At 71.6% G+C, this 21,545-nt stretch carries 13 protein-coding genes and 1 pseudogene; 8 read left to right on the forward strand and 6 right to left on the reverse strand.

The window, feature by feature from the left end; translation table 11 throughout:
• Positions 1-150 precede the first annotated feature (150 nt).
• Both ACN28F_RS30945 and ACN28F_RS30950 read left to right on the forward strand, forming a co-directional pair.
• Positions 151-921 carry a DsbA family protein gene (locus tag ACN28F_RS30945; protein ID WP_289205971.1) on the forward strand — a complete coding sequence of 257 codons (771 nt, stop codon included), beginning with the start codon at positions 151-153 and terminating at the stop codon, positions 919-921.
• A complete protein-coding gene (locus ACN28F_RS30950; protein ID WP_289205972.1) occupies positions 918-1,538 on the forward strand; it encodes a vitamin K epoxide reductase family protein in 621 nt (206 codons plus the stop codon). Before ACN28F_RS30945 ends, ACN28F_RS30950 begins: the two co-directional genes overlap by 4 nt.
• Before the next feature lie 6 nt (positions 1,539-1,544).
• Here the strand turns inward: ACN28F_RS30950 and ACN28F_RS30955 are convergent, their stop codons facing one another.
• Complete coding sequence (locus ACN28F_RS30955; protein WP_421361015.1) at positions 1,545-2,330, reverse strand: spermidine synthase; 786 nt, start codon at positions 2,328-2,330, stop codon at positions 1,545-1,547.
• 302 nt (positions 2,331-2,632) lie between these two features.
• Between ACN28F_RS30955 and ACN28F_RS30960 the strand changes: the two genes are divergently transcribed.
• The 5 genes from ACN28F_RS30960 to ACN28F_RS30980 all read left to right on the forward strand — a co-directional run bounded on the left by ACN28F_RS30960 (position 2,633) and on the right by ACN28F_RS30980 (position 6,628).
• Positions 2,633-3,799, forward strand: coding sequence for a glycosyltransferase (locus tag ACN28F_RS30960; RefSeq protein WP_421361017.1), 1,167 nt, complete (start codon positions 2,633-2,635; stop codon positions 3,797-3,799).
• On the forward strand, positions 3,796-5,115 hold the full coding sequence (locus ACN28F_RS30965) for an aromatic ring-hydroxylating oxygenase subunit alpha (protein WP_289205975.1): 1,320 nt from the start codon (positions 3,796-3,798) through the stop codon (positions 5,113-5,115). Before ACN28F_RS30960 ends, ACN28F_RS30965 begins: the two co-directional genes overlap by 4 nt.
• Positions 5,112-5,624 (forward strand): aromatic-ring-hydroxylating dioxygenase subunit beta, encoded by a 513-nt coding sequence (locus tag ACN28F_RS30970; RefSeq protein ID WP_289205976.1) that lies wholly within the window; start codon positions 5,112-5,114, stop codon positions 5,622-5,624. Before ACN28F_RS30965 ends, ACN28F_RS30970 begins: the two co-directional genes overlap by 4 nt.
• A gap of 78 nt (positions 5,625-5,702) precedes the next feature.
• Entirely contained in the window at positions 5,703-6,089 is a 387-nt protein-coding gene (locus tag ACN28F_RS30975) for a carboxymuconolactone decarboxylase family protein (RefSeq protein WP_289205977.1), read from the forward strand.
• The gene (locus ACN28F_RS30980; RefSeq protein ID WP_289205978.1) at positions 6,086-6,628 is read left to right on the forward strand and encodes a hypothetical protein; all 543 of its coding nucleotides are present in this window, start codon (positions 6,086-6,088) and stop codon (positions 6,626-6,628) included. Before ACN28F_RS30975 ends, ACN28F_RS30980 begins: the two co-directional genes overlap by 4 nt.
• On the opposite strand, the gene ACN28F_RS30985 is transcribed toward ACN28F_RS30980, so the two are convergent.
• The 5 genes and pseudogenes from ACN28F_RS30985 to ACN28F_RS31005 form a co-directional block, all read right to left on the reverse strand.
• Positions 6,577-7,227 carry a flavodoxin family protein gene (locus ACN28F_RS30985; protein WP_421361020.1) on the reverse strand — a complete coding sequence of 217 codons (651 nt, stop codon included), beginning with the start codon at positions 7,225-7,227 and terminating at the stop codon, positions 6,577-6,579. The two genes, ACN28F_RS30980 and ACN28F_RS30985, sit on opposite strands and share 52 nt — an antisense overlap.
• Positions 7,224-8,744 (reverse strand): condensation domain-containing protein, encoded by a 1,521-nt coding sequence (locus ACN28F_RS30990; RefSeq protein WP_421361022.1) that lies wholly within the window; start codon positions 8,742-8,744, stop codon positions 7,224-7,226. Before ACN28F_RS30990 ends, ACN28F_RS30985 begins: the two co-directional genes overlap by 4 nt.
• On the reverse strand, positions 8,741-17,911 hold the full coding sequence (locus tag ACN28F_RS30995; protein WP_421361024.1) for a MupA/Atu3671 family FMN-dependent luciferase-like monooxygenase: 9,171 nt from the start codon (positions 17,909-17,911) through the stop codon (positions 8,741-8,743). The genes ACN28F_RS30990 and ACN28F_RS30995 overlap by 4 nt, the downstream gene beginning before the upstream one ends.
• 2 nt (positions 17,912-17,913) lie before the next feature.
• On the reverse strand, positions 17,914-19,164 hold the full coding sequence (locus ACN28F_RS31000; protein ID WP_421361026.1) for an MFS transporter: 1,251 nt from the start codon (positions 19,162-19,164) through the stop codon (positions 17,914-17,916).
• 375 nt (positions 19,165-19,539) lie between these two features.
• Positions 19,540-20,471: pseudogene (locus ACN28F_RS31005) on the reverse strand (alpha/beta fold hydrolase).
• Positions 20,472-20,534: 63 nt separating this feature from the next.
• Between ACN28F_RS31005 and ACN28F_RS31010 the strand changes: the two are divergent.
• Positions 20,535-21,527, forward strand: a complete 993-nt coding sequence (locus ACN28F_RS31010) for a helix-turn-helix transcriptional regulator (protein WP_421361028.1) — start codon at positions 20,535-20,537, stop codon at positions 21,525-21,527.
• Positions 21,528-21,545 lie beyond the last annotated feature (18 nt).

The raw sequence follows: 21,545 nt of genomic DNA on the forward strand, positions 1-21,545 counted from the left end.
GGTCGTAGGACCAATGGCCCGGCCGGGTAGTGACCTTCGCCGGCGGCGGCCGGCGTGGGGATGGCGGAGAGTGGGCCCGACAGGGTCAGCACGGTGGCCTCGGCCCCGAGCCGCCGCGCGCCGTCGGGTGGCGACCACGGGAGTACGACAGTGGGCAAGCAGAGCCGGGACAGGGCGCGCGCACTGCGCGAGGCGCAGGCCGCTATCGCCGCGCAGCGCGGTCGCAGGCGGCGGTGGGCGTACGCGGTCGGCGGTGTGGTGATCGCCGCGCTGGTCGTGGCGATCGCGGTGACGGTCGTCGACGCGATGGGCCGAAAGCCCGGCGGCGTCGCGACGGATGCGGATGCGGCGCAGCGGCCGTCGTCGGCCACCGCAGCCGGTTCGCTCACCATCGGGGACCCGGCGGCCCCGGTGGAACTCGAGGTGTTCCTCGACTACATGTGTCCCTTCTGCGGTCGTTTCGAACGGGCCAACGGCGACGACGTCGCCCGGCTGGTCGCTCAGGGCACCGTCCGCCTGCAGCTTTACCCGCTGTCGTTTCTGGACGAGGCCTCCGCCGGCAGCGAATACTCCACCCGGGCCGCGAACGCGGTGGCGACCGTCGCGGACCGGGCACCCGAGCAACTGCTCGCGTTCCACCAGGCGCTGTTCGAGCAGCAGCCCGCCGAGGGCACCGAAGGACTGTCCGACGACGCCATCGCCGCACTGGCCCGGGACGTCGGCGTGCCGGCGGCGGTCGTGGCCACCTTCGACGACCGACGGTTCGTGTCCTGGACCGCCGCGGCCACCGAACAGGCGTTCGCCAGCGGCATCTCCGGCACCCCGACCGTGCGCATCGACGGCACGACGTTCACCGGCGATCTGTACACCGCCGGCACGCTGACCCGGGCGCTCACCGCGGCCGCGGCGGGGCCGCAGTGACCGCGCCGCTGACCCGGCTGCGTGCGGTACGGCACTCCAACGGCTGGATCTACGGCACGATGCTGTTCTCGGCGTGCCTGAGCCTGCTCGCCTCGTTCGTGCTGTCGGTCGACGCGGTACGCCTGGCCGCCGACCCGGCCGCGAACCTCACCTGCAACATCAACGCGGTGTTGAGCTGCGGCACGGTGGGCGGCTCCTGGCAGGCGCAGCTGTTCGGCTTCCCGAACGCATTCCTCGGGCTGGTCGCGGAGCCGGTGGTGATCACCATCGCGGTCGCCGCGCTGGGTGGGGTCCGGTTCCCCCGGTGGTTCATGTTCGCGGCGCAGGTCGTATACACCCTGGGAGTGATCTTCGCCTACTGGCTGTTCTACCAGTCGATGTTCGTCATCGGCGCGCTCTGCCCATGGTGCCTGCTGGTGACCGTCTCCACCACCCTGGTGTTCGCCACCCTGACCCACGTCAACATCCGCGACGGCAATCTCTTCCTGCCGCCGCGCCCGCACCGCTCGGCCCGGCAGTTCGTCGACGCCGACCTGGACGTCATCGTGGTGACGATCTGGATGCTGGTGCTGATCCTGGCCGTGGTGTCGAAGTACGGCCCCGCGCTGCTGTCCTGACCACGCTCACCGCTGCGGGTCGTCGGCGCGGGGCCGGGCACCGGCGACGAACCGGTCCAGCGCCGGCCCGTGCAGGACACGGCCCGGTACGGGGTCCCGTGACGTCCGGGCGGCCAGGAGCGCCACCGGCAGCCGGTCCGGGCGCCGCGTCGCGGCGAGCACCACGTTGCCGTACCGCCGACCGCGCAGCATCCGCCGGTCGGCGACGACGCAGACGTCGGCGAAGACCGTCCGCAGGGTGGCCACCTGTACCCGGCTGCCGACCAGCGGCGGCAGGTCGGTGACGTTGACCAGGTAGATTCCGTCCTGTCGGAGCACCCGGGCCACCTCGGCGGCGAAGCCGACCGTGGCGACGTGCGGTGGCATCCGCGCTGCCTGGTAGATGTCGGCGAGCACCAGGTCGTAGGCGTCGGCGGGCGCGGCGGTGACCGCCGCCCGTGCGTCGGCCACGTGGACCTCGACGCCGGCCGGTCGGGGCGGCAGGTTCCGGTCCACCAGCGCGACCACCGCCGGATCCCGTTCCACCACGACCTGCGTCGATTCCGGTCGGGTCGCGGCGAGGTAGCGGGGCAGCGTCAGCGCGCCGCCGCCGAGGTGCAGCACGTCCAGCCGGGTGCCGGCGGGCGCGGCGAGGTCGGCCACGGCGGCCATCCGACGGACGTACTCGAAGTGCAGGTACGTGGGGTCGGCGACATCCACGTAGGACTGGTCGACCCCGCCGGCGAGCAGCGTACGCCCGGTGGGCCGGGCCGGGTCGGCGGCCAGTTCGAGCCGGTCGTCCGGTGTCCGCATGACCAGCAGGCTAGCCTTCCCGGCCGGGCTCGGCGGCACGGGAACCGGTCTTGTCGGACGGCCAGAATTGAGGTCGAGTCGCAGTTACGCCCCCAGTTGAGTGGAAAACCAGACCGGCCACTCCAACTACTCCGACTCGCCTGAAACGGCCAAATGGCAACCTTTCCGGAGGGTGGAATCCGCCTGCGGCAAAGTAGTGGTGGTCGATTCTTCCCAGGCATTGACATCGATTGTCCGCCCCGGCAGGCTGCTGTGAAGCTGATCATGTAGCACCTCGTCGCCCCCGTCGAATCGGAGACTTGATGCGCGTCGCCCTTGTCACCACGACTCAGCATGGTCACCTGAACCCCTATGTTCCGGTGGTCAATGCGCTACGAGCTGCCGGCGGTGAGGTGACGCTGCTGCTGTTGTCCGCAGACGGTGGCGAGCTCGACCAGCAGCGTCGCCGCGCTGTCGGCACGACGCAGGCCCACCTGATCGGGCAGGTCGAGATGGCACCCTGGAGCGGCGATCCGGCGAAGATCGGTCCGATGCTGCAGGCGTCGCCGGTAGCCGATCAGACGGCTGACGCGATCAAGACGACCGACCCGGACTTCGTACTCCTCGATTCGCTGCCAGTGACCGCCTCGGCCATGGTCGGTGCGCAGCGCTCCGGCGTGCCGTACGGGATGATCTGGGCAAACCTGGGCGGGGTGTGCCCGCGCGAGCACCGACGAGCTCGCTGGCCGTACGACGAGCAGGTCGGCGACTATCTGACCCGGCACGGGGTGGCGTGGTCGACCCGGACCCATTCGGCGCGGTCGCCGATTCTCAACCTGATGCCGACGATCCCCGCGCTCGTCGGGGACGACGCGGTCACCGACGACGGGGTGCAACTGGTCGGGCTGCCCGGGGCGGCGGGGATCCGTGGCGACGAGGTCGCCCTCGCGGGGCTGGACCGGCTCGACCCGGACCGTCCGGTGGTCTACGTCTCCTTCGGCACGATCTTCTACCGGCGGCCGGACCTGCTGCGCACGGTGATCACCGGGGCGGCGGCGACCGGTGCGCAGGTGATCGCCGCCGTCGGGGACCTGGCCGCGGAGCTCGCGTTGCCCGACGACGTGCTCACCGCCCCGTACCTGCCGCAACGTGAGGTGCTTGAGCGCGCCGACGTGTTCATCACCCACGGTGGGTACAACTCCGTGGCGGAGTCGATCCGGGCGGCGACACCGATGCTGGTGATCCCGCTGGCGGTGGATCAGCCGATCCAGGCGCACTTCGTGACCAGCGCGGGCTTCGGAACGGCGCTGGGGCCGGCCGACGTCACCGCCCGCGCGGTCGCGGACGCGGTCGGCGATCTGCTCGATCCCGCCCGGCACTACCGGGCCCGGCTGCGCGCCGCGCAGCCGCAGTGTGGCGATTCCGCGGTACGCACGGCGGAGCTGGTGGCCGGCACGGTCGAGGCGCTACGGCGGAGGGCGGAGCAGTGACGATCGAGCTGCAGCGGGCGGTGATCGACCCGATCGTCGTCGACGACCGCGAGCGCATGTCGTTCCGGGTGGATCGCCGCGCCTACACCGATGACGATCTGGCCGCGCGCGAAACGGCCATGATCTTCGACCGCTGTTGGCTGTATGTCGGCCATGAATCAGAGGTGCCCGCGCCGGGTTGCTATGTGGCCCGCGACGTCGGCGGGCGTCCGGTGGTGATGGCGCGCGGTTCCGACGGAGTGATCCGGGTGTTCGCCAACAGCTGCCCCCACCGGGGGGCGCTGATCTGTTCGCAGCCGTCCGGGCAGGCCAGATCGTTCCGGTGTCCGTACCACGACTGGACGTTTTCCAACCGGGGCGACCTGGTCGGGGTCCCGATCCCGGACGGGTACGGGCCGGGTTTCCGCAAAGCGGACTTCGGCCTGGCCCTGCATCGCAGTGACAGCTACCGCGGTTTCGTGTTCGTCACCTTCGATCAGCGGCAGCCGCTCACCTTGACCGAATATCTGGCGGGTGCGGCCGAGTACCTCGATCTTCTTGACGACCAGTCCGAGGTCGGAATGGAGGTGATTCAGGGCGCGCAGCTGCACGGGGCGCGGGCCAACTGGAAGCTCATGATGGAGAACAGCGTCGACATCTACCATTTCCGGGCCCTGCACAAGCGGTACGTCGGCTACATGGAGTCGCTGGGGTCGGTGCCACCACGACGACGAGGCGGTTTCGGCCGAGCCCTCGGCCTGGGGCATGGCGCCAACGAACTGCCGCCGGCGGCGGCCCGCCCGCTCGCGTACTGGACGCCGATGTTCAGTCCCGAGGTCCGGCCACGGATCGAGGCGACGGCCGCCCGGTTCGTCGATCGGTTCGGGGCCCAACGCGCCGAACGGATCACCAGCACCAACCGGGCGGTGTTGATCTTTCCCAACCTGATGATCATCGACGCGATCGCCATCACGATCCGCAAGATCGACCCGGTCGGTGCCGGCCGAATGGCCATCACCTCGGTCGCCCTGGCCCCGAAGGACGAGGATCCGGAGATCAGGGAGCTCCGCAAGAGCCACTACCTGACGTTCCTCGGCCCTGCCGGCTTCGCCACCCCTGACGACATCGAGATCATCGAATCGTGCCAGCGAGGCTACCTCAACCGTACGGTCCGCTACTCGGACCTGTCCCGGGGCATGAACAAGGCGGTCCCGGAGACGACCGACGAGTTACCCGCCCGCGAGTTCTGGCGGCAGTGGGACCGGCTGATGCACGGCGACGCCGGGCACCTCGAGATCGCTCACCCGGCCGAGACGCAAGGGGAGTGGCCACAGTGACCACCGAGCTGACGGTCGACGACACGGTCCAGCTGAGGTTGTGGCACCGGGTGAGCCAGTTTCTCTTCCGCGAGGCGCGGCTGCTCGACGAGTGGCGCCTGCGTGAGTGGTACGACGAGATGCTCACCGACGACGTCCGCTACCGCGTGCCGGCCACCGACGTACGGGGTGGACCGGTCGACGCGCTCGCGCTCGTCGACGACGACGCCGCCCGGCTGCGCCAGCGGATCGAACAACTCCTCAACGGTGAGGTGTGGTGCGAGAATCCCCGGTCCCGCACGAACCGGATGATCAGCAACGTGGAGATCCTGACCGACCGGGGCAGCCATCTCGACGTGACGGCGAACCTCGTCGTGTACCGGTTCGGGCACGGGCGCTCGGACGCCTACGTCGGGAAGTACCGGTCCGCACTCGTCGTCGAGGGGGAGTCCCTCCGGATCCGCCGACGGGTCGTGGAGCTCGACCACGAAACGTTGTACGACCACGGCAAGCTCAGCATCATCCTGTGACCGGACAGCGGCGACCGCCGGTGCCGGCTGGGTGCAGCTGGTCCGACGTCGTCCGGGCCAACACCGAGGAGCTGATCGATGAACCAGCCGTCCGCCCGACATGAGCGGGGCGAGGCCATGTTCCATCAGGTATTCGGCCGCGAACCGCGCCCGGGCTCCTACCCGGAGTTTCTGCAGATCACCGTCGACCACCTGTTCGGCGAGATCTGGACCCGTCCGCACCTCAGCGTCGAGGAACGCGAGCTGGTCGCGCTGACCGCGGTCACCCTGGCCCGGACCGACTGGGAACTGCGCGGCCACATCGGCGCCGCGCTGCACCTCGGGATGACGCGGGAGAAGATCGTCGAAGTCATCATTCAGCTCGCCTACTACGGTGGCTGGCCGGTCGCGAACAACGGTCTGCGCGTCGCCCAGGAGGTCTTCGCCGAGCTGGACGGTGCCACCGACGGGGAGGACCGACCATGACCGGTGTACCGTCCCCTCTCGACCCGGCGGAGAAGGTCGACCTGTGGCGCCAGCGGTTCTTCGAGGCCCAGGCCGCCGCTGAGGAGTTCATCCTGGCGGCGTACGGTGACGACGGGCTCGCCGCCTGGATTCAGGCGAACTCCCGCATCACCGCGGACCTGCTGCGGGCGCAACGGCCCGCCGGGGTGTCCACCACCGATCACTTCATGGACCGGCTGCAGCGTCAGTTGCTGCTGTACGACTCGGCGGTGGTAACTGAGCCCGCGCCCTCGGGCACCGTTCTGCGCAACGCCGACTGCGGGATTCTGCGCTACCGCAAACGGGCCGCCCGTGCCGGCGTCGTCCTGACGTTCTCGTCACCGTGCCCGTACTGCCAGCAGCTCAACACCGCGATCGCCGCCCGCTACGTGGAACCGGAGGTGACGGTGTCGTGTGAACAGGCAGGCGACGGATGCACCTGGCGGGCGGAGTCGCCGGTACACCCGGGTCACGCCGACGACCCCGCCGAGCCGCCGCACCGGGGCCGGACCGGTGCCTGAACCACCGGCAGTGCGGTGCGGTCGGCAGCCGGCGACCTGCTGACGTCGAGCGTCATGCCGACCTGCCGACCCACCGCCACACACAGGTCGACCGCCGCGGTACGGGCCAGATCCTGATGCTCGTTCTGGGTGAAGCACGCCGACGCCACGTTTCTGTTGCGCAGCCGGAGATACCACGGGAACAACGAGCCCAGCGCCGGCTCGGTCAGCATCGTGCGCGAGTGCACGATCGTCCCCACCAGCAGGTTGCCGAACGGGCGCTGCCCGGCGTTCATGAAGCTCTTCAACCGCTCCTGGAAGATCTTCAGGACCGCGGGCACGTTCCCCGCGTACACCGGCATGGCGAGCAGCATCGCCTGCGCACCCTCGGCGAGCTTGACGACCTGCTCGAAGTCGTCGTCGAGAGTGCACCGACCCACCTCGGGATCCAGGCAGGTGTCCTCGCCCTCGCACATGGCGATGCGGTGGTCGATCAACCGGATGCGCTGGATCCGTGCGTCGCGCACCTCCTGGGCGACGCCGGTGACCGCGGCTTCGAGCAGTGCGTCGGTCAGCGACGGGAGCCGCTTCTGGGTGCAGGACAAGGCGATGATCTTCACACCAGCGACCCCCTCAGGTCGGCGAGCGGATGGTGCGCGCCGCCGCACGCCGTGGCGAGCAGGTCGACGTACCCGGCCATCCAGCGGCGGGCGGTGCCGTCGGCGATCCGGTCCACCGGGTACTCCAGATAACCGTCGATCCCGTCCGGGCCGGGCACCAGGGCGATGATCAGCGCCGTCCGGCCGACCCCGGCCGGTACCTCGTGCACCTGGACGGTCAGGTCCGGCAGGTCGATCCGGGTGTCGAACGTACTCTGGAAGGCGAAGCTCACCGTCATCCCGGCCGGTGCCGCGTCCCTGCCCGCCGCGTCCCTGCCCGCCGTGGCCAGCTGCTGGTATATCCAGGCCGTGGGCAGCAGGTTGTCGATGCCGGCGAACAGGCCGTCGGCGGCCTGACCGACCAGCTGCGCGAACGTCGCGGCGGCGCCCGTACGGATCCGCACCGGCAACGCCGTCGCCAGCACCGTGACGGTGTCCTCGTACGCCTGCGGCGACCGGTTGGCGTACGGCATCGACAGGGTGATGTCGGGCTGCCCGCTGAGCCGGGCGAACAGCAGCGCCAACGCCGCAGCGGTCACCGCGGTCACCGTGACGCCCCGGTCGCGGGCGAGCGCCTCGACGGCGGACCGTACCGGCCGGGGGATCTCGAACCGGCAGGTGGCGGCCTGCCCACTCGGCTGTCGCGGTGCGGGACGGTCGAACGGCAGTTCCAGCGCCAGTGGTCCGTCGCCGAGGTGCTCCGCCCAGTAGGCGAGCCGTCGACGCCGGGTCGACTCGTCCCACTGACCCTGCTGCCAGCGCGCGTAGTCGGTGCACTGGGTGGCGGCGGGTGGGCCGAAATCCGGCGAGCCGTGGTCGCGGGCGGTGCGGTACCCGACGGCCAGTTCACGCAGCAGCACGGTGACCGCCCGGCCGTCGCAGGCGACGTGATGCAGGACCAGGACCAGCCAGGACTCACCCGGCGCGAGCCGGATCAGGGCGTACCGTACCGGTGCATCGTGCGCCGGCGTGAACGCCGTCGCCACCAGCTCCTGGCAGACCACCTCGGCCCGGCGCCGCGCCGCGTCCGGCGCCAGCGCGGTCAGCTCCACGATGGGCAGCGGGACCGACCGGTGGGCGAGGATCCGTTGGGTCCAGGCGCCGCCGTCGCGGGCCAGCCGGGCGCGCAGAGCGTGGTGCCGGGCGACGAGGCCGTCGAGTGCGGCGTCGAGTGCGGCGACATCGAGTTCACCGACCAGTTCCATCCGCAGCCCGACGTTCCAGCTGGCGGGGTGCGCGCTGCGCGCGGCGACCTCCATCACCCGCTCCTGCTGGGCCGACAGCGGCGCCCGCGTCACCTCGCGTTCGTCGGCCGGTGCGGTCAGCCAGCGCAACAGTTCTCCTTTGTACGACCGCAGCGCAGCGACCAGCTCCGGACCCGACGCGGCGGCCGGGGCGTCGTAGTGCAGGACGTCGCCGGTGCCGGTGAGCCGCACGTCGTGCACGGCGAGGTGCTCCAGCAACTCGTCGAGGGTCACAGCGCCCCCCGTACCCGGTGGCCGGGTGCGTCGTCGACGGCGGCTCGTACGGGGCCCGGCGGCGCGGCCGTGACGGTGCCGCGCAGCCGGCCGACCATCGCGGCGATGGTCGGCGCGCGGAAGAACTCCAACGCCGGATAGTCCACCGCCGTGGCCTCGCGTACCCGGTTGAGCAGGCGCATCGCGTTGATCGAATGTCCGCCGAGGGCGAAGAAGGACACGTCGTGGTCGATGCGGCGCGGATCCTGGTCGAGTTCGGCGGCCCACAGTGCCCGCACCGTGTCGGCCAGCGCGGCACCGGTCGGTTCGTCCACGCCGGCCAGCGCGCCGGCCGGCGGGGCCGCCGGCGGTGGTGCCGGCTGTGGTGCTGGCTGTGGTGCCAGCGGCGCGGGCATGCCGGTGCGGATCGTGGGTTCCGGCAGCCCGGCGTGGTCGACCTTGTTGTTGCCGGTCTGCGGCAACGCGGGCAGCACCGCCCATACCCGGGGAATCAGCACGTCGGGCAGGTGACGGGACAGTGCGGCGACGAGCCGGTCGGCCAGACCGTCGTGGGCCACGCCCGGCGCGGGTACGACGTATCCGGCCAGGTACGCCTCGTCGCGCCGGTCCCGCCGGGCCACCACGACACCGTCGGCCACCAGGTCCAGCCCGCGCAGCACCGCCGACGTCTCGCCCGGTTCGACCCGGTTGCCCCGGATCTTGACCTGGTCGTCGGTACGTCCGAGGAACACCAGCGCGCCGTCGGCGGTCCACCGCACCAGGTCCCCGGTGCGGTAGCAGCGGGAACCGGGTCCGCCGGCCGGGTCGTCGACGAACCGCTGCGCGGTCAGCTCAGGTCGGTTCAGATAGCCGCGACCCACCCCGGCACCGCCGATGAACAGCTCCCCGACGGCACCGACCGGGGCCAGGCCGCCCCCTTCGTCGCGGACCTCGACGCGGACGTTGTCCAGCGGCCGGCCGATCGGGATCGGTCCGTCGGACCCGGTCGACGCCGCCGCCACCACCTCGGAGGTGGCGATGACGGTCGTCTCGGTCGGTCCGTACACGTTGCGCACGACGTACGGCACCCCGGGCTGTGGGCGTACCCGCAGCTGCTGGCCGCCGACGGTGAGGTGGCGCAGCCGGGGCTGGGCCGCGACGGGCAGCGAGAGCAGGCCTTCCCCGATCGGAGTGGGCAGCATCGCGACGCTCACTCCGGCGGTACGCAGCCAGCGTGCCAGCGCCATCGAGTCCAGCCGTACGGCGTCGTCGGCGATGGTCAGGCTCGCGCCGACCTGCAGCATCGGCCAGATCTCCAGCATCGAGGCGTCGAAGCTCTGCCCGCACACCACGGCGCCACGGTCGTCGGGGGTCAGCGCCAGCTCGTCCCGGTACCACTGGCACAGGTTCGCCACGCCGCGGTGGGTGATCACCACGCCCTTTGGCCGACCGGTCGAGCCGGAGGTGTACATGACGTAGCAGGCCGGGTCCGGATCGTCCGCGGCGCGGCCAGGGTCGCCGTGCCCGCTGCCGTACCCGCCGCCGGGATCGTCGCCGGGATCGTCGACCCGCAGCAGGTGCACCCCCTCGGGCAGGTCCGGTGCCGCGTCAGCTCCGGTGGCCAGCACCACCCGGGCCGCGCTGTCCGAGACCATGAACCGCACCTGCCGGCCGTCGAGGGACGGATCCAGCGGCAGGTACGCGGCACCGGTCCGCAGCACCGCCAGAGCGGCCACGATGAACTCCGGCGACCGGGGCAGCCACAGCGCCACGATGTCGCCCACGGCGGTGCCGTGCCGGGCCAGCCGGTGCGCCAGCACGGTGGCCTGCTCGTCGAGCTGCCGGTAGGTCAGCACGGTGCCGCCACCGATCACCGCGACTGCCTGCGGGGTGTGGACCGCCCACTGCCGCACCGCGTCGTGCACACCACCGGGCGGCAGCTCACGCTGCCGTCCGGCACCCCGACGGGCCAGCGTGTACCGGTCGGTGTCGAGGACACCGACCAGCGCCGAGATCGGCGTATCGGGCCGATCGACGGCGGCGGCCAGGATCGCGACCAGGTACGACAGCAGCCGTTCGGCGCTGTCCGCCACGAACAGGTCGGTGCTGTACTCCAGCCGGCAGTCGATCCCGTCGGGGTGCCTGGTGACGTACAGGGCCAGGTCGGTGACCGCCCGTTCGGCCCGGTGCGCCAGCGTGCGGGCCGTCACCCGGGGCAGGTCGAGCGGGAGCGGGTCACCGCCGTTGTCGAACTCCACGATGGTCTGGAAGATCGGGGTCCGGCTGGGGTCACGGTCCGGGCCTACCGCGCCGACGACGGCGTCGAACGGTACGTGGGCGTGGCCGTACGCGTCCAGGGCGGTGTCGCGAACCTGCGTGAGCAGATCGGTGAAGGTCGGGTCGCCGGACAGGTCGAGCCGCAGGGCGACCGTGTTGAGGAAGAACCCGACCACGTCTTCGGCGCCGCCGGGCCGGACCGACACCGGTGTCCCCACGACCACCTGGTCGTCGCGGGTGAACCGGCGCAGGGTGGCCGCGTACCCGGCGAGCATCGTCATGAACAGGGTGCTCCGGCGCGCGCCACTGAGCCGACTCAACAGCCCGGACAGCTGCGGGTCGAGCCGGCGGCGGACCGACGCGCCGGCGCCGGACCGTACCGGCGGGCGCGGCCGGTCGGTCGGCAGGTCCAGCACCGGCAGCTCTCCGGCCAGCCGCTCCCGCCAGTAGTCCAGACCGGCCTGCTCGTCGCGTTGACCGCCGTCGGCGTCCGCTTCCCGACGGGCCAGGCCCAGACAGTCGACGGTGAGCTCCGGCAGTTCGGCGGGCCGGCCGTCGAGCGCGGCCCGGTAGACGGTGGACAGGTCCCGGGCCAGCACTGCCACCGAGGCCGCGTCGATCACGATGTGGTGCAGCGACAGCACGAGCACGTGCCGCTCGGGCGACCAGCGCAGCAGCCGGGTAACCAGCAGCGGACCACGGGCGAGGTCGAACACCCGGCGGACCTCGTCGGCCAGCACCTGGCGCACGGCCTCGTCCTCGTCGTGGCCGGTGCGTTCCTCGACGGTGAGTTCCACCGTGCTGCGGCCGCGCACCACCTGGACCGGTTCGCCGTCGCGTTCCGGGAACACGGTACGCAGCGCCGGATGCCGGGCCACCAACTGGTCCAGCGCGACCCGCAGCGCCGACACGTCCAGCGGCCCGTCGAGCCGTACGGCGATCGGCTCGTTGTAGGTGCCCTGGCCGGGATGCAGCCGTTCGAGGAACCACATCCGTGCCTGCCCGCGTGACACCGGCCCGGACCGGTCCGGGAGAACACCAGGAGCGGCCGCGACGGTACCGGCCGCCGGCTGGCCGGCCGGGGTCTGGTAGCGGGCGCGGAGCCGGTCCAGGTACGGCAGACCCGCCCGTACCTGTTCGGGGGAGGCCCCGAAGTCGACCAGCGCGGCCACCTCGTCGACCCCGGCGGCGGTCAGCGCCTCGATCAGCCGGGCACCGTCGTCCGGCGACCCGATCAGCGCCCGCGCCTCGCAGTACCGGTCGTAGGCGCGCCGGAAGACGTAGTCCAGGTCGTCGGCGTCGGTGTTGTCGAGGTCCACCTGGAATCCGAGGCTGTTGGTCAGCTGCCCGAACAGCGACAACGACGACCGCAGGTACGCCTGCAACGGCGCGAACGCCTCGGCCCGCGCCTCGGCCGAGTCCGCACCGAGGTAGGTGTGCACGAGGACGACCACCCGCCCGCCGTCCGGGTCGAGCCCGTGCGCGGCGCGGGTCCGCCGGTAGCGCCGGACGTTGTCGGCCAACTGCTCCACCGACTGGCTCATCAGGTTGGTGACGACGCCCAGGTCGTGTTCGGCGGCCCGCTCGTACGACTCCGGGTTGCCGACCACGGCGACGAACATCGGCGGCGTCGCCTGTACGGGGCGGGGCAGGGTGCGGATCTCGACCGGTTCGCCGGTGCCGCTGCGGCGTTCGACGGCCTCCCCGCGCCACAGCCGGCGTACCTGGTCGAGGTGGCGGTACATCACGTCGCGGTGGGTGCCGAAGTGTTCGGGCGCGAGCACGAAGTCCCCGGCGTGCCAGCCGGGCGCGCAGCCGATGCCGACCCGGCCACCGGACAGCCGGTCGACCATGGACCATTCCTCGGCGACCCGGATCGGATCGTGCAGCGGCAGGACCACCGATCCGGCGTGCAACCGGATCCGACTCGTCTCGCGGGCCAGCGCGGCGGCCAGCACCACCGGGTTGGGGAAGACCCCACCGAAGGAGTGGAAGTGACGCTCGGGTATCCACAGCGCGTGGAATCCGTGCTGGTCGGCGAAGCGCGCCGTGTCGACGATCAGTTCGTACGGGTCGGCGGGCCCCGAGCCCGGCGGATAGTCCCCGAAGAAGTACACGCTGAAGTCCGGTGCCCGGCGCGCCGCACCGCTCGCCGGTCCCGGGCCGCCCGCCGGTGCGACACTCGCTGTCGGCTCGGTTCGTACCGCCGGTTCGCTTCGGGGGGTGCCGTTGGAGTTCGGCGCGGTTACGGCGGCACCGGGTGGGCGGGGGAGCAGCCCGTCGGCGCGCATCTGACGCAGCGAGTCGCGCACGGCCTCGATCACCGTGTCGACGTCGTCGTCGGTGTGCGCGGTGGAGAGGAAGAAGTTGCGCCACTCCCAGACGTACACGCCCTTGAGTAGCAGGTGGTGGTAGAGAAGCTCGAGGTCGGCGTGGTGTTCGAAGCGGAACTGCGAGCCGACGTGGCCGAGCCGCAGCGGGTACTCCTCCTCGGTGAACAAGGAGTTCAGGGTGCCGACGAGCCGGTCCGTCCGGGCGTTGAGCTCCTGCTGCAGTCGTGGGCTGTGCGCGGTCAACCTGGTCAGCACGGCGCGGGCGGCGGCCATGGACACCGGGTGCTGGATGTAGGTGCCGCCGAAGAAGGTGGTCTCCCGCTGCGGTCGGCTGTCGTCGCCGTAGCGCCAGAAGCCGCCGTCGACGCCGTCCATGATGTCGGCGCGTCCGGCGATCGCCCCGATCGGGAAGCCGCCACCGAGCAGCTTGCCGTACGTGGCGAGATCCGGCGTCACGCCGAACAGTCCCTGGGCGCCACGCGGATGAGGTCGGAACCCGGTCAGCATCTCGTCGAACATCAGCACGATGCCGTACCGCCGGGTGATGTCGCGGAGTTGGTGCAGGAACTCCGCCGGCTGCAGCGACGGGTGCCGGCTCTGCACCGGCTCGACCACGACAGCGGCCAGCCGTTCGCCGAGCGCCTCGATCACCTGCAGGCTCTCCGGTACGCCGTAGTCGAGCACGACCAGGTCCGCGACGGCGCTGGCCGGGATGCCGGTGCTGACCGGGACAGTGGTCCGGTCCGCTCCGGTCCCGACCGAGCGGCCGAGCACGTTGTCGGCATGCCCGTGGTACGACCCGTGGAACGTGACGATCGTGTCGCGTCCGGTGGCGGCCCTGGCGAGTCGGATCGCGGCCGAGTTGGCCTCGGTGCCGGAGTTGGCGAAGGCCACGCGCGGCATCCCGGTCAGCTCGCTCAACAGCCGCGCGGCCTCACCTGTGTCGACGCTGCGGGGTCCGAGCTGGATCCCCCGGGACAGGTGTTCCCGGACCGCGTCGGCGACGAAGTCCGGCTCGTGGCCGAACAGCAGGACCCCAAAGCCCATGGTGATGTCGACGTACCGGTTGCCGTCCACGTCCTCCAGCCACGCGCCCTTGGCGCGCTGGCCGGCGATCGGGTACAGCATCTCCTTCGTGGCGCTGCGGAAGCCGACCACCGCCCGGCTGTCGGCCAGCACACCACGGTAGCGCTGGGCGATCTCCTTGGAGCGCCGGGTCTTTGCCACGAACCGTTGCCGCAGGTCGTCGAGGTGTGCCTGGGCGCGGTCGTCGACAGCCGACCCGGCCTGACCGGCGTCGTGCGCCACGACCACCCTGGGCCCGTGCACGTCGACGCCGGGTGCCGCCGCCAGCGACGATGCCGGTCGCGGTGCCGGTGCCGGTTCCGGTTCCGGTTCCGGTGGCGGTTCCGGTGGCGGTGCGGCTGCCGGCGGCAGTGGCGGTGCGGCTGCTGGTGGCGGTACGGCCGCCGGCGGTGCGGACCCGACCGGGGCCCGCCGGGACAGGATCAGGCGGGACAGCTTGGCGGCGGTGTCGGCCTCCTCGAACAGCTCGCGCATGGCGAGCCGGACACCGAACTCACCCTCGAACTCCCGCAGCGCGTTGATCATGGCGAGTGAGTCGGCGCCCATCGCGACGAACGGGCGGTCGACGACGATGTCGTCCGGCGCGCAGCCGAGGTGCCGGGCGCTGATCTCGCGTACCCGCTCGACCACCGGATCGAGGTCCGGCGCGGTCGGTTCGGCGGTGATCGTGGTGTCAGCGTCGCGGGCGGTGTCGTCGTCGACCATCGACCCTCCAGGTTCGGTTCGTGCCAGCGGCGGTCCGGTCCAGTGGATTCGTCGCTGGAACGGATAGGCGGGCAGCGGTATCCGGCGTGGGTGGCCGGTGCCGAGCAGCGTCTCCCAGTCCAGGTCGACCCCGTGTGCGTACAGGCGGGCGCAGGTGTCGAGGTGCTGATCGAGCTCCGCGTCCCGGCGCTGCGCGGCGAGTACCGGCGAGCAGGGCAGGGCGCAGCGCAGCAACCCGACCAGACTCGGATGCGGCCCGACCTCCAGTACCGGCACACCGGTCGGTGACCCAGGGTCCGACCCGTCGGATGTCGCGGTGGCGAGCGCGGCCATGACCAGGTCGAACCGGACCGGCAGCCGGGTCTGCCGCACCAGGTACGCCGGATCCGGCCGGTGCCCCACCGGCAGGACGGCGCCGTCCACGCTGCTGACCAGCGGTGTCTGCAAGGGCGCCCACCCGATCGTCGCGACCGCCTCACCCAGCCGGTGCAGGATCGGGTCGAGCAGCGCCGAGTGGAAGGCGCGGTCGACCGCGAGCCGCTGCCAGCGCCACCCGAGGCGGTCCAGCAGGGTGCACACGGCGTCGATCGCCGCGACCGGCCCGGCGACGACCTGCTGCTCGGCCGCGTTGGTCGCGGCCAGGTCGAGCCGTCCGTCGGTGGCGAGCAGTTCGTCGACCGCGCTGCGGCCGGCGAAGACCGCGACCATGCCGCCGGGCGCGGTGTGCTCGCGCATCAGCCGCCCGCGCAACCCGGTCAGCCGCAGACCGTCCTCGACCGACAGCGCACCGGCCGCGGCCAGGGCGGCGTACTCGCCGATGCTGTGGCCGGCGACGAGCCGTGGCACCACCCCGAGCGTGTGCCAGAGCCGGGTCAGGGCGGCCTGGTACGCGAACAGCGCCGGCTGCGCCACGTCGGCCGGCCAGATCCGGTCGCCGACGCCGGTGGCGGTGGCGAGCAGTGGCGTCAGCACCGACGGCCCACCGGTGCGGCGCTGGTACGCCTCGCAGGCGTCGAGCACCTCCCGCACCTGCGGGTACCGCCGGTAGAGCGGACCTGCCATGCCGGTGTACGAGGTGCCCTGCCCGCCGTAGACCAGTACCGGGGCCACCGGGCCGGGTGCCGACCCGGCCGCCACCCGCGCCGGGTGGTGCCGCTGCGGCGCGGCGAGGTAGTCGTCCAGCGCCTGCCCGAGTGCCGACGTCGTAGCGCCGGTCACGACGAGTCGGTGCGGCAGGTGCGGCCGGCCGAGCGCGACGGTGGCGGCCAGGTCGGCCAACTCGAGTCCGGGGTCGGCCGACAGGTGCTCGCGCATCCGGCGGGCGAGCGTACGCAGGCTGTCCGGGTGATGCGCCGACAGCGGCACCGCCACCGGTGCGGCCGTGGCGGGCGGTGCCGTGCCGCCGGAAATCGTCGTGTCGTCAGGACTGGTCGTCGGCGGCAGCGCCCTGACCGCCGGTGGTGGTGCCTCCAGGATCAGGTGGACGTTGGTGCCACCGACCGCCAGTGCGGTCACCCCCGCCCGGCGCGGCCCCGGCAGGTCGGGCCAGTCACGCCCCTCGGTCGGGATGACGAAGGGGCTGGCCGCCAGATCCAGCGCCGGGTTCGGGCGTTCGAACCCGACCAGCGGCGGAATCGTCCCGTGCCGCAGCACCAGCACCGCCTTGATCAGGCCGGCCAGGCCGGCGCAGGCGTCGAGGTGGCCGATCGCCGGTTTGGCTGAGCCGATCGCGCAGTAGCCGGCCCGGTCGGTGTGCCGGCGGTAGGCCGCGGTCATGGCGTCGAACTCGATCGGGTCACCCTTGTAGGTGCCGGTGCCGTGGGCCTCCAGGTAGCCGATCGTGTCGGGGGAGACCCCGGCCACGTCGAACGCGCGTAGGATGGCGTCGCGTTGTCCGGCGGCGCTGGGCGCGGCGTAGCTGGTCTTCGTGGCGCCGTCGTTGTTGACCCCGCCGCCCAGGATCACCGCGTGGATGGTGTCGCCGTCGGCGACCGCCCGGTCGTACCGCTTGAGCAGCACCGCCGCGACGCCGTTGCCGCCGACGGTGCCGTCGGACGACGCGTCGAACGCCCGGCACCGGCCGGACCGCGACAGGATGGTGCCCTTGACGTGGCGGTAGCCCAGGATCTGCGGGGTGTGTACCGCCGAGGCGCCGGCCAGGGCCAGGTCGGCGTCGCCGGCGAGCAACGCCTGTCCGGCCAGGTGCACCGCCACCAGCGCCGTCGAGCAACCACTCTGTACGGTGACCGCCGGACCGGTCAGGCCGAGGCGGTACGCGACCCGGGTGGCGGCGAAGTCGTTGAAATTGCCCAGCGCCACCTGGAACGCCGGGCCGAAGTCACCGTCCCAGCGGGCGTCCGGCAGGTTGTTGCGCAGGTAGGTGTTCAGCGGATACAGGTGGTATCCGACCCCGGCGAAGATGCCCACCCTCGCGTCGGGTCGCGCGCCCGCGTACCCGCCGTTCTCCAGCGCGTGGTAGCAGGTCTGCAGGAACAGCCGGTGCTGTGGGTCGACGGTGCGCGCCTCCTGCGCGCTCATTCCGAAGAACTCCGCGTCGAACGAGTCGATGTCGTCGAGCACGCCGCTGACGGCGACGAAGTCCGGTGACTCACGCAGTCCGGCCGGCACCCCGGCATCGGCCAGCTCGGTGGAGCTGAACCGCCGTATGCTGGTCACGCCGTCTCGGATGTTGCGCCAGTACGCCTGCGGCGTGTCCGCACCCGGTAGCCGCAACGCCATGCCGATGATGGCGATCCGTCGGTCGTCGGTGCCCCCGCGCGTCGGCACGCTCATGTCGGTGCCCGCCGACGGGCCCACAGCACGGCGAGGAAGGCCAGCGCCAACAGCACCGCCACTCCGTGGAACACGGTGACAACAGTCAATGGGCTGAGCTGCTCCAACAGGAAGGAGCAGGCGACCATGCCGAAGCCGAAGCCGAGGTTCTCCACGGTGGCGGAGAACCCGAAGACGTACCCGCGCTGATCGTCCGGGGCGGCCTGGAGCCGAGTGGTGTAGGCGATCTCGGTGAAGCCGTCGGCGATGCCGGCGGCCAGGGCGACCAGGACGGCCAGCGGTAGCGGCGGCGCGGTGAAGGCGAGGATGAACGCCACCGACATGACGGCCGCGCCGGCGGCGAACGCGCGCTCGTTGATGGTCCGACCGGTCCGTACGGCCCAGCGGGCGACCGCCCGCTGCGCGATGATGTTGCCGATCGCCCAGGTGGCCCAGAACTGCGACATGAACGCGGCCGGATGCTCCGGATCGAGCAGAGTGGACAGCACCGGCAGACCGACGTTGTGCGAGGCCGAGCCGAACGCGTCGACGGCGCGCAGGCTGACCAGCGCCAACAGGATCGGAGTCAGCCGCAGGTAGCGCAGGGCCGTCATCTGCTCCGCGAGAAACCCGGCGCGCCGCGGCGCGTCGGCCGGCCCGGACACCGGCACGGACGACTGCGACGCGCCAGCGGTGGGCGCCGCCGGACGCACACTGCGGGTGGTGATCGGCAGCCGCGCCAGGACCGCGGCCGAGAAGAGGAACGCCCCGGCGTCGATGAGGAACGCACCGGTGTAGCCGACCGTGGAGACCAGTACGCCGGCCGAGGCGAAGCCGGCTACCATCGCCAGCGACCGGCCGGTGGCGAGCAGCGCGTTTGCCCGTACCCGCTGGTCCGCACCGACGATCTCGGGGATGCTGCTGCGCAGCGCGACGCTGGTGACGGTCGCGCCGGCACCGGTGACGACCGCTACGGCGTACAGCAGGCCGACCTGCGCGGTGGCTGGCGCGACGACCAGGACGATCAGGGCGAAAGCCTGGGTGACGTCGGACGTCACCATGAGCCGTTTGCGGTCGAACCGGGAAGCCAGGGTGCCGGCACCGAATCCGCTGAGGACGCTGGTGCCCAGCCGTAGCGCCAGGAAAAGTCCGGTCTGCAACGCGCTGCCGGTCAGCGAGTACGCGAACAGGCTCAGCGCGATCATGTCCAGGTAGGAGCCGTATGCCGAAACCGCGTTGCCGACCACCAGGAACCGGAAGTGTCGCATCCCGGCATCCGTTCGGCCCGGACCGTGCTCCGTGACCGTCACGGGCGGCCGGCGGGTACGTCGGGGGTCGCGGGCCCTGGTCGTGGAGGCTGGCCGGCGGAGCGGACTGGGTGCGGCAAGCTGTGCCCCCAAGGACGATGGTCGCCGTTGGCGTGTGGTCACGTGATGACTACCGCCCGTCAGGGTATGGGACGACGTCGATCTGATCAAGAACTACTGTGGATGACGGTGGGGCCGGCGGTGCCGTGCGTGGTCGACAACCCGCCGCTGGCCCCGCGAACGAGCGGGGCCAGCGGCGCGGACCACCGCAGCCACGTCGGGCAGGACTCCGCGACCTGCGCCTGCGTCCGCTCGCGCAGGCGGTGCGGGGGAGCGCTACCTGGCGTCCTGCCGCTCCAGCCAGTTCAGGATCGCCTGGTTCGTATCTTCCGGCTTCTCCTGCTGGATCCAGTGGCCGCAGTCCAGGGTGACCACGTCCACGTTGGGCACGAACTCCGCGAGTCGGTCAGACTTCGTGATCGTGTCCCGATCGCCGTAGATCATGAGGGTGGGCTGGTGGATGATCGGGTCGACGTCCGCCAGCAGGTGCCAGTTGCGGTCGAGGTTGCGGTACCAGTTGACGCTGCCGGTGAAGCCGGTCGACTCGAAGGCGGAGACGAAGACGGCCAGTTCGCTGTCGCTCATCACGGGCTCACCGAGCGGCGCTTGCGCCCGGGCGAGATCGATCAACGCCATGCCCGGCTGAGGTTCCCTGAGCGGGACGTTCTTGCGGTACAGGTTGCGCAGGAACCGGTACGTGTTCTCGTCGAAGACGGCGGTCGCGACGCCTGGCTGTCGGTTGAAGTGGACGAAGTAGAAGTCGCCGCCGAGTACGGCTTCCATCAGCTCGATCCAGGGCGTCCCGCCGCGCTCCTGGTACGGCAGGCTCAGGTTGATCACCCTGTTCACCCGGCGCGGATGCAGCAGGGTCAGCCCCCAGACGACCATCGCACCCCAGTCGTGACCGACGAAGTGGCGTCCTCGTATCCGTAGTGATCGAGAAGTGCGACGAGGTCACCCGACAGGTGTGCGATGTCGTAGTCGGTGACCTCGGTCGGGCGCGACGAGTTGCCGTATCCCCGCTGGTTCGGGGCGATGACGTGGTAGCCCGCCTTGGCCAGGGCGGGCATCTGGTGACGCCAGGAGTAGGCGTGCTCCGGCCAGCCGTGACAGAGCACGATCGGCCGTCCGGCGTTCCGCCGGCCGGCTTCGAAGACTTCGAGTTTGACACCGTTGACGGGAACAAGGCTGGGTTCGGGGAAATTCATGCCGCCATCCTGCCGACCGAAACCGGTCACCTCATGACCGGTTAATCTGACAATCTTGGCGGCATGCGCACCGACCGGCTGGTGGCCGTACTCCTGCTGCTGCAGCAGCGCGAGCAGGTGACGGCGGCGGAGGTCGCCCGGGAGCTGGAGGTCTCCGAGCGCACCGCCCGCCGCGACCTCGACGCCCTGGCCATGGCCGGGGTACCCGTCTACTCCACGCAGGGCCGAGGCGGTGGCTGGCGGCTCGTCGGCGGTGCCCGTACCGACCTGTCCGGGTTGACCGCGGGTGAGGCCCGCGCGCTGTTCCTGGTCGCCGGCCCGGCCTCGGCCACGACGCCGGCGGTGAGATCCGCGCTGCGCAAGCTCGTCCGCGCGCTGCCGGAGCCCTTCCGGGCGCAGGCCGAGGCGGCGGCGTCGTCGATCGCCGTCGACCCGCAACGCTGGGGGGTGAGCCGGGTCGACCGCCCGCGCCCCCGCTTTCTCGACGAACTCCAGGACGCGGTGATCCGGGGCGTCCAGGTGCGGCTCGGCTACGTCGACAGCACCGGCACCGTGACCGAGCGGACCGTCCACCCGCTGGGCGTCGTGGCCAAGGGGTCGTCGTGGTACCTCGTCGCCACCACCGGGGCCGGCCGGCGGACCTTCCGGGTCGACCGGGTGTCGTCCGTCGACCCGACCGACGATCCGGTGCACCGGCCTGCCGACTTCGACCTTGCCGGCAGCTGGCGGGAGATCGCCGACGAGGTCGACCGCAGGCGGATGCCCGTCGAGGTCCGGGCGGTCTGCGTGCCCGACGGGATAGCCACGCTGCGGATGGCGCTCGGCGATCGGCTCGAGGTGGGCAGCCCGACGGCCGACGGCCGTATCGAGGTCGTGATCCGTGGCTACGACGAGTACTCGCTCGCCGGCGAGCTCGCCTGGCTGGTCGAATGGCTCGAGGTGACCGGCCCGGCGGGTGTGCGGGAACACCTGGCCGCGATCGGCACCGCGCTCGTCGAGCGATACGGCGGAAACCGCCCGAAGTCCGAGGCTGCTCCTTCGATAGCCGGAAGATAGGTTCCCTTTATGCCTGCC

The sequence above is a fragment of the Solwaraspora sp. WMMA2101 genome, from assembly GCF_049179175.1.
Classification (GTDB): Bacteria; Actinomycetota; Actinomycetes; order Mycobacteriales; family Micromonosporaceae; genus Micromonospora_E.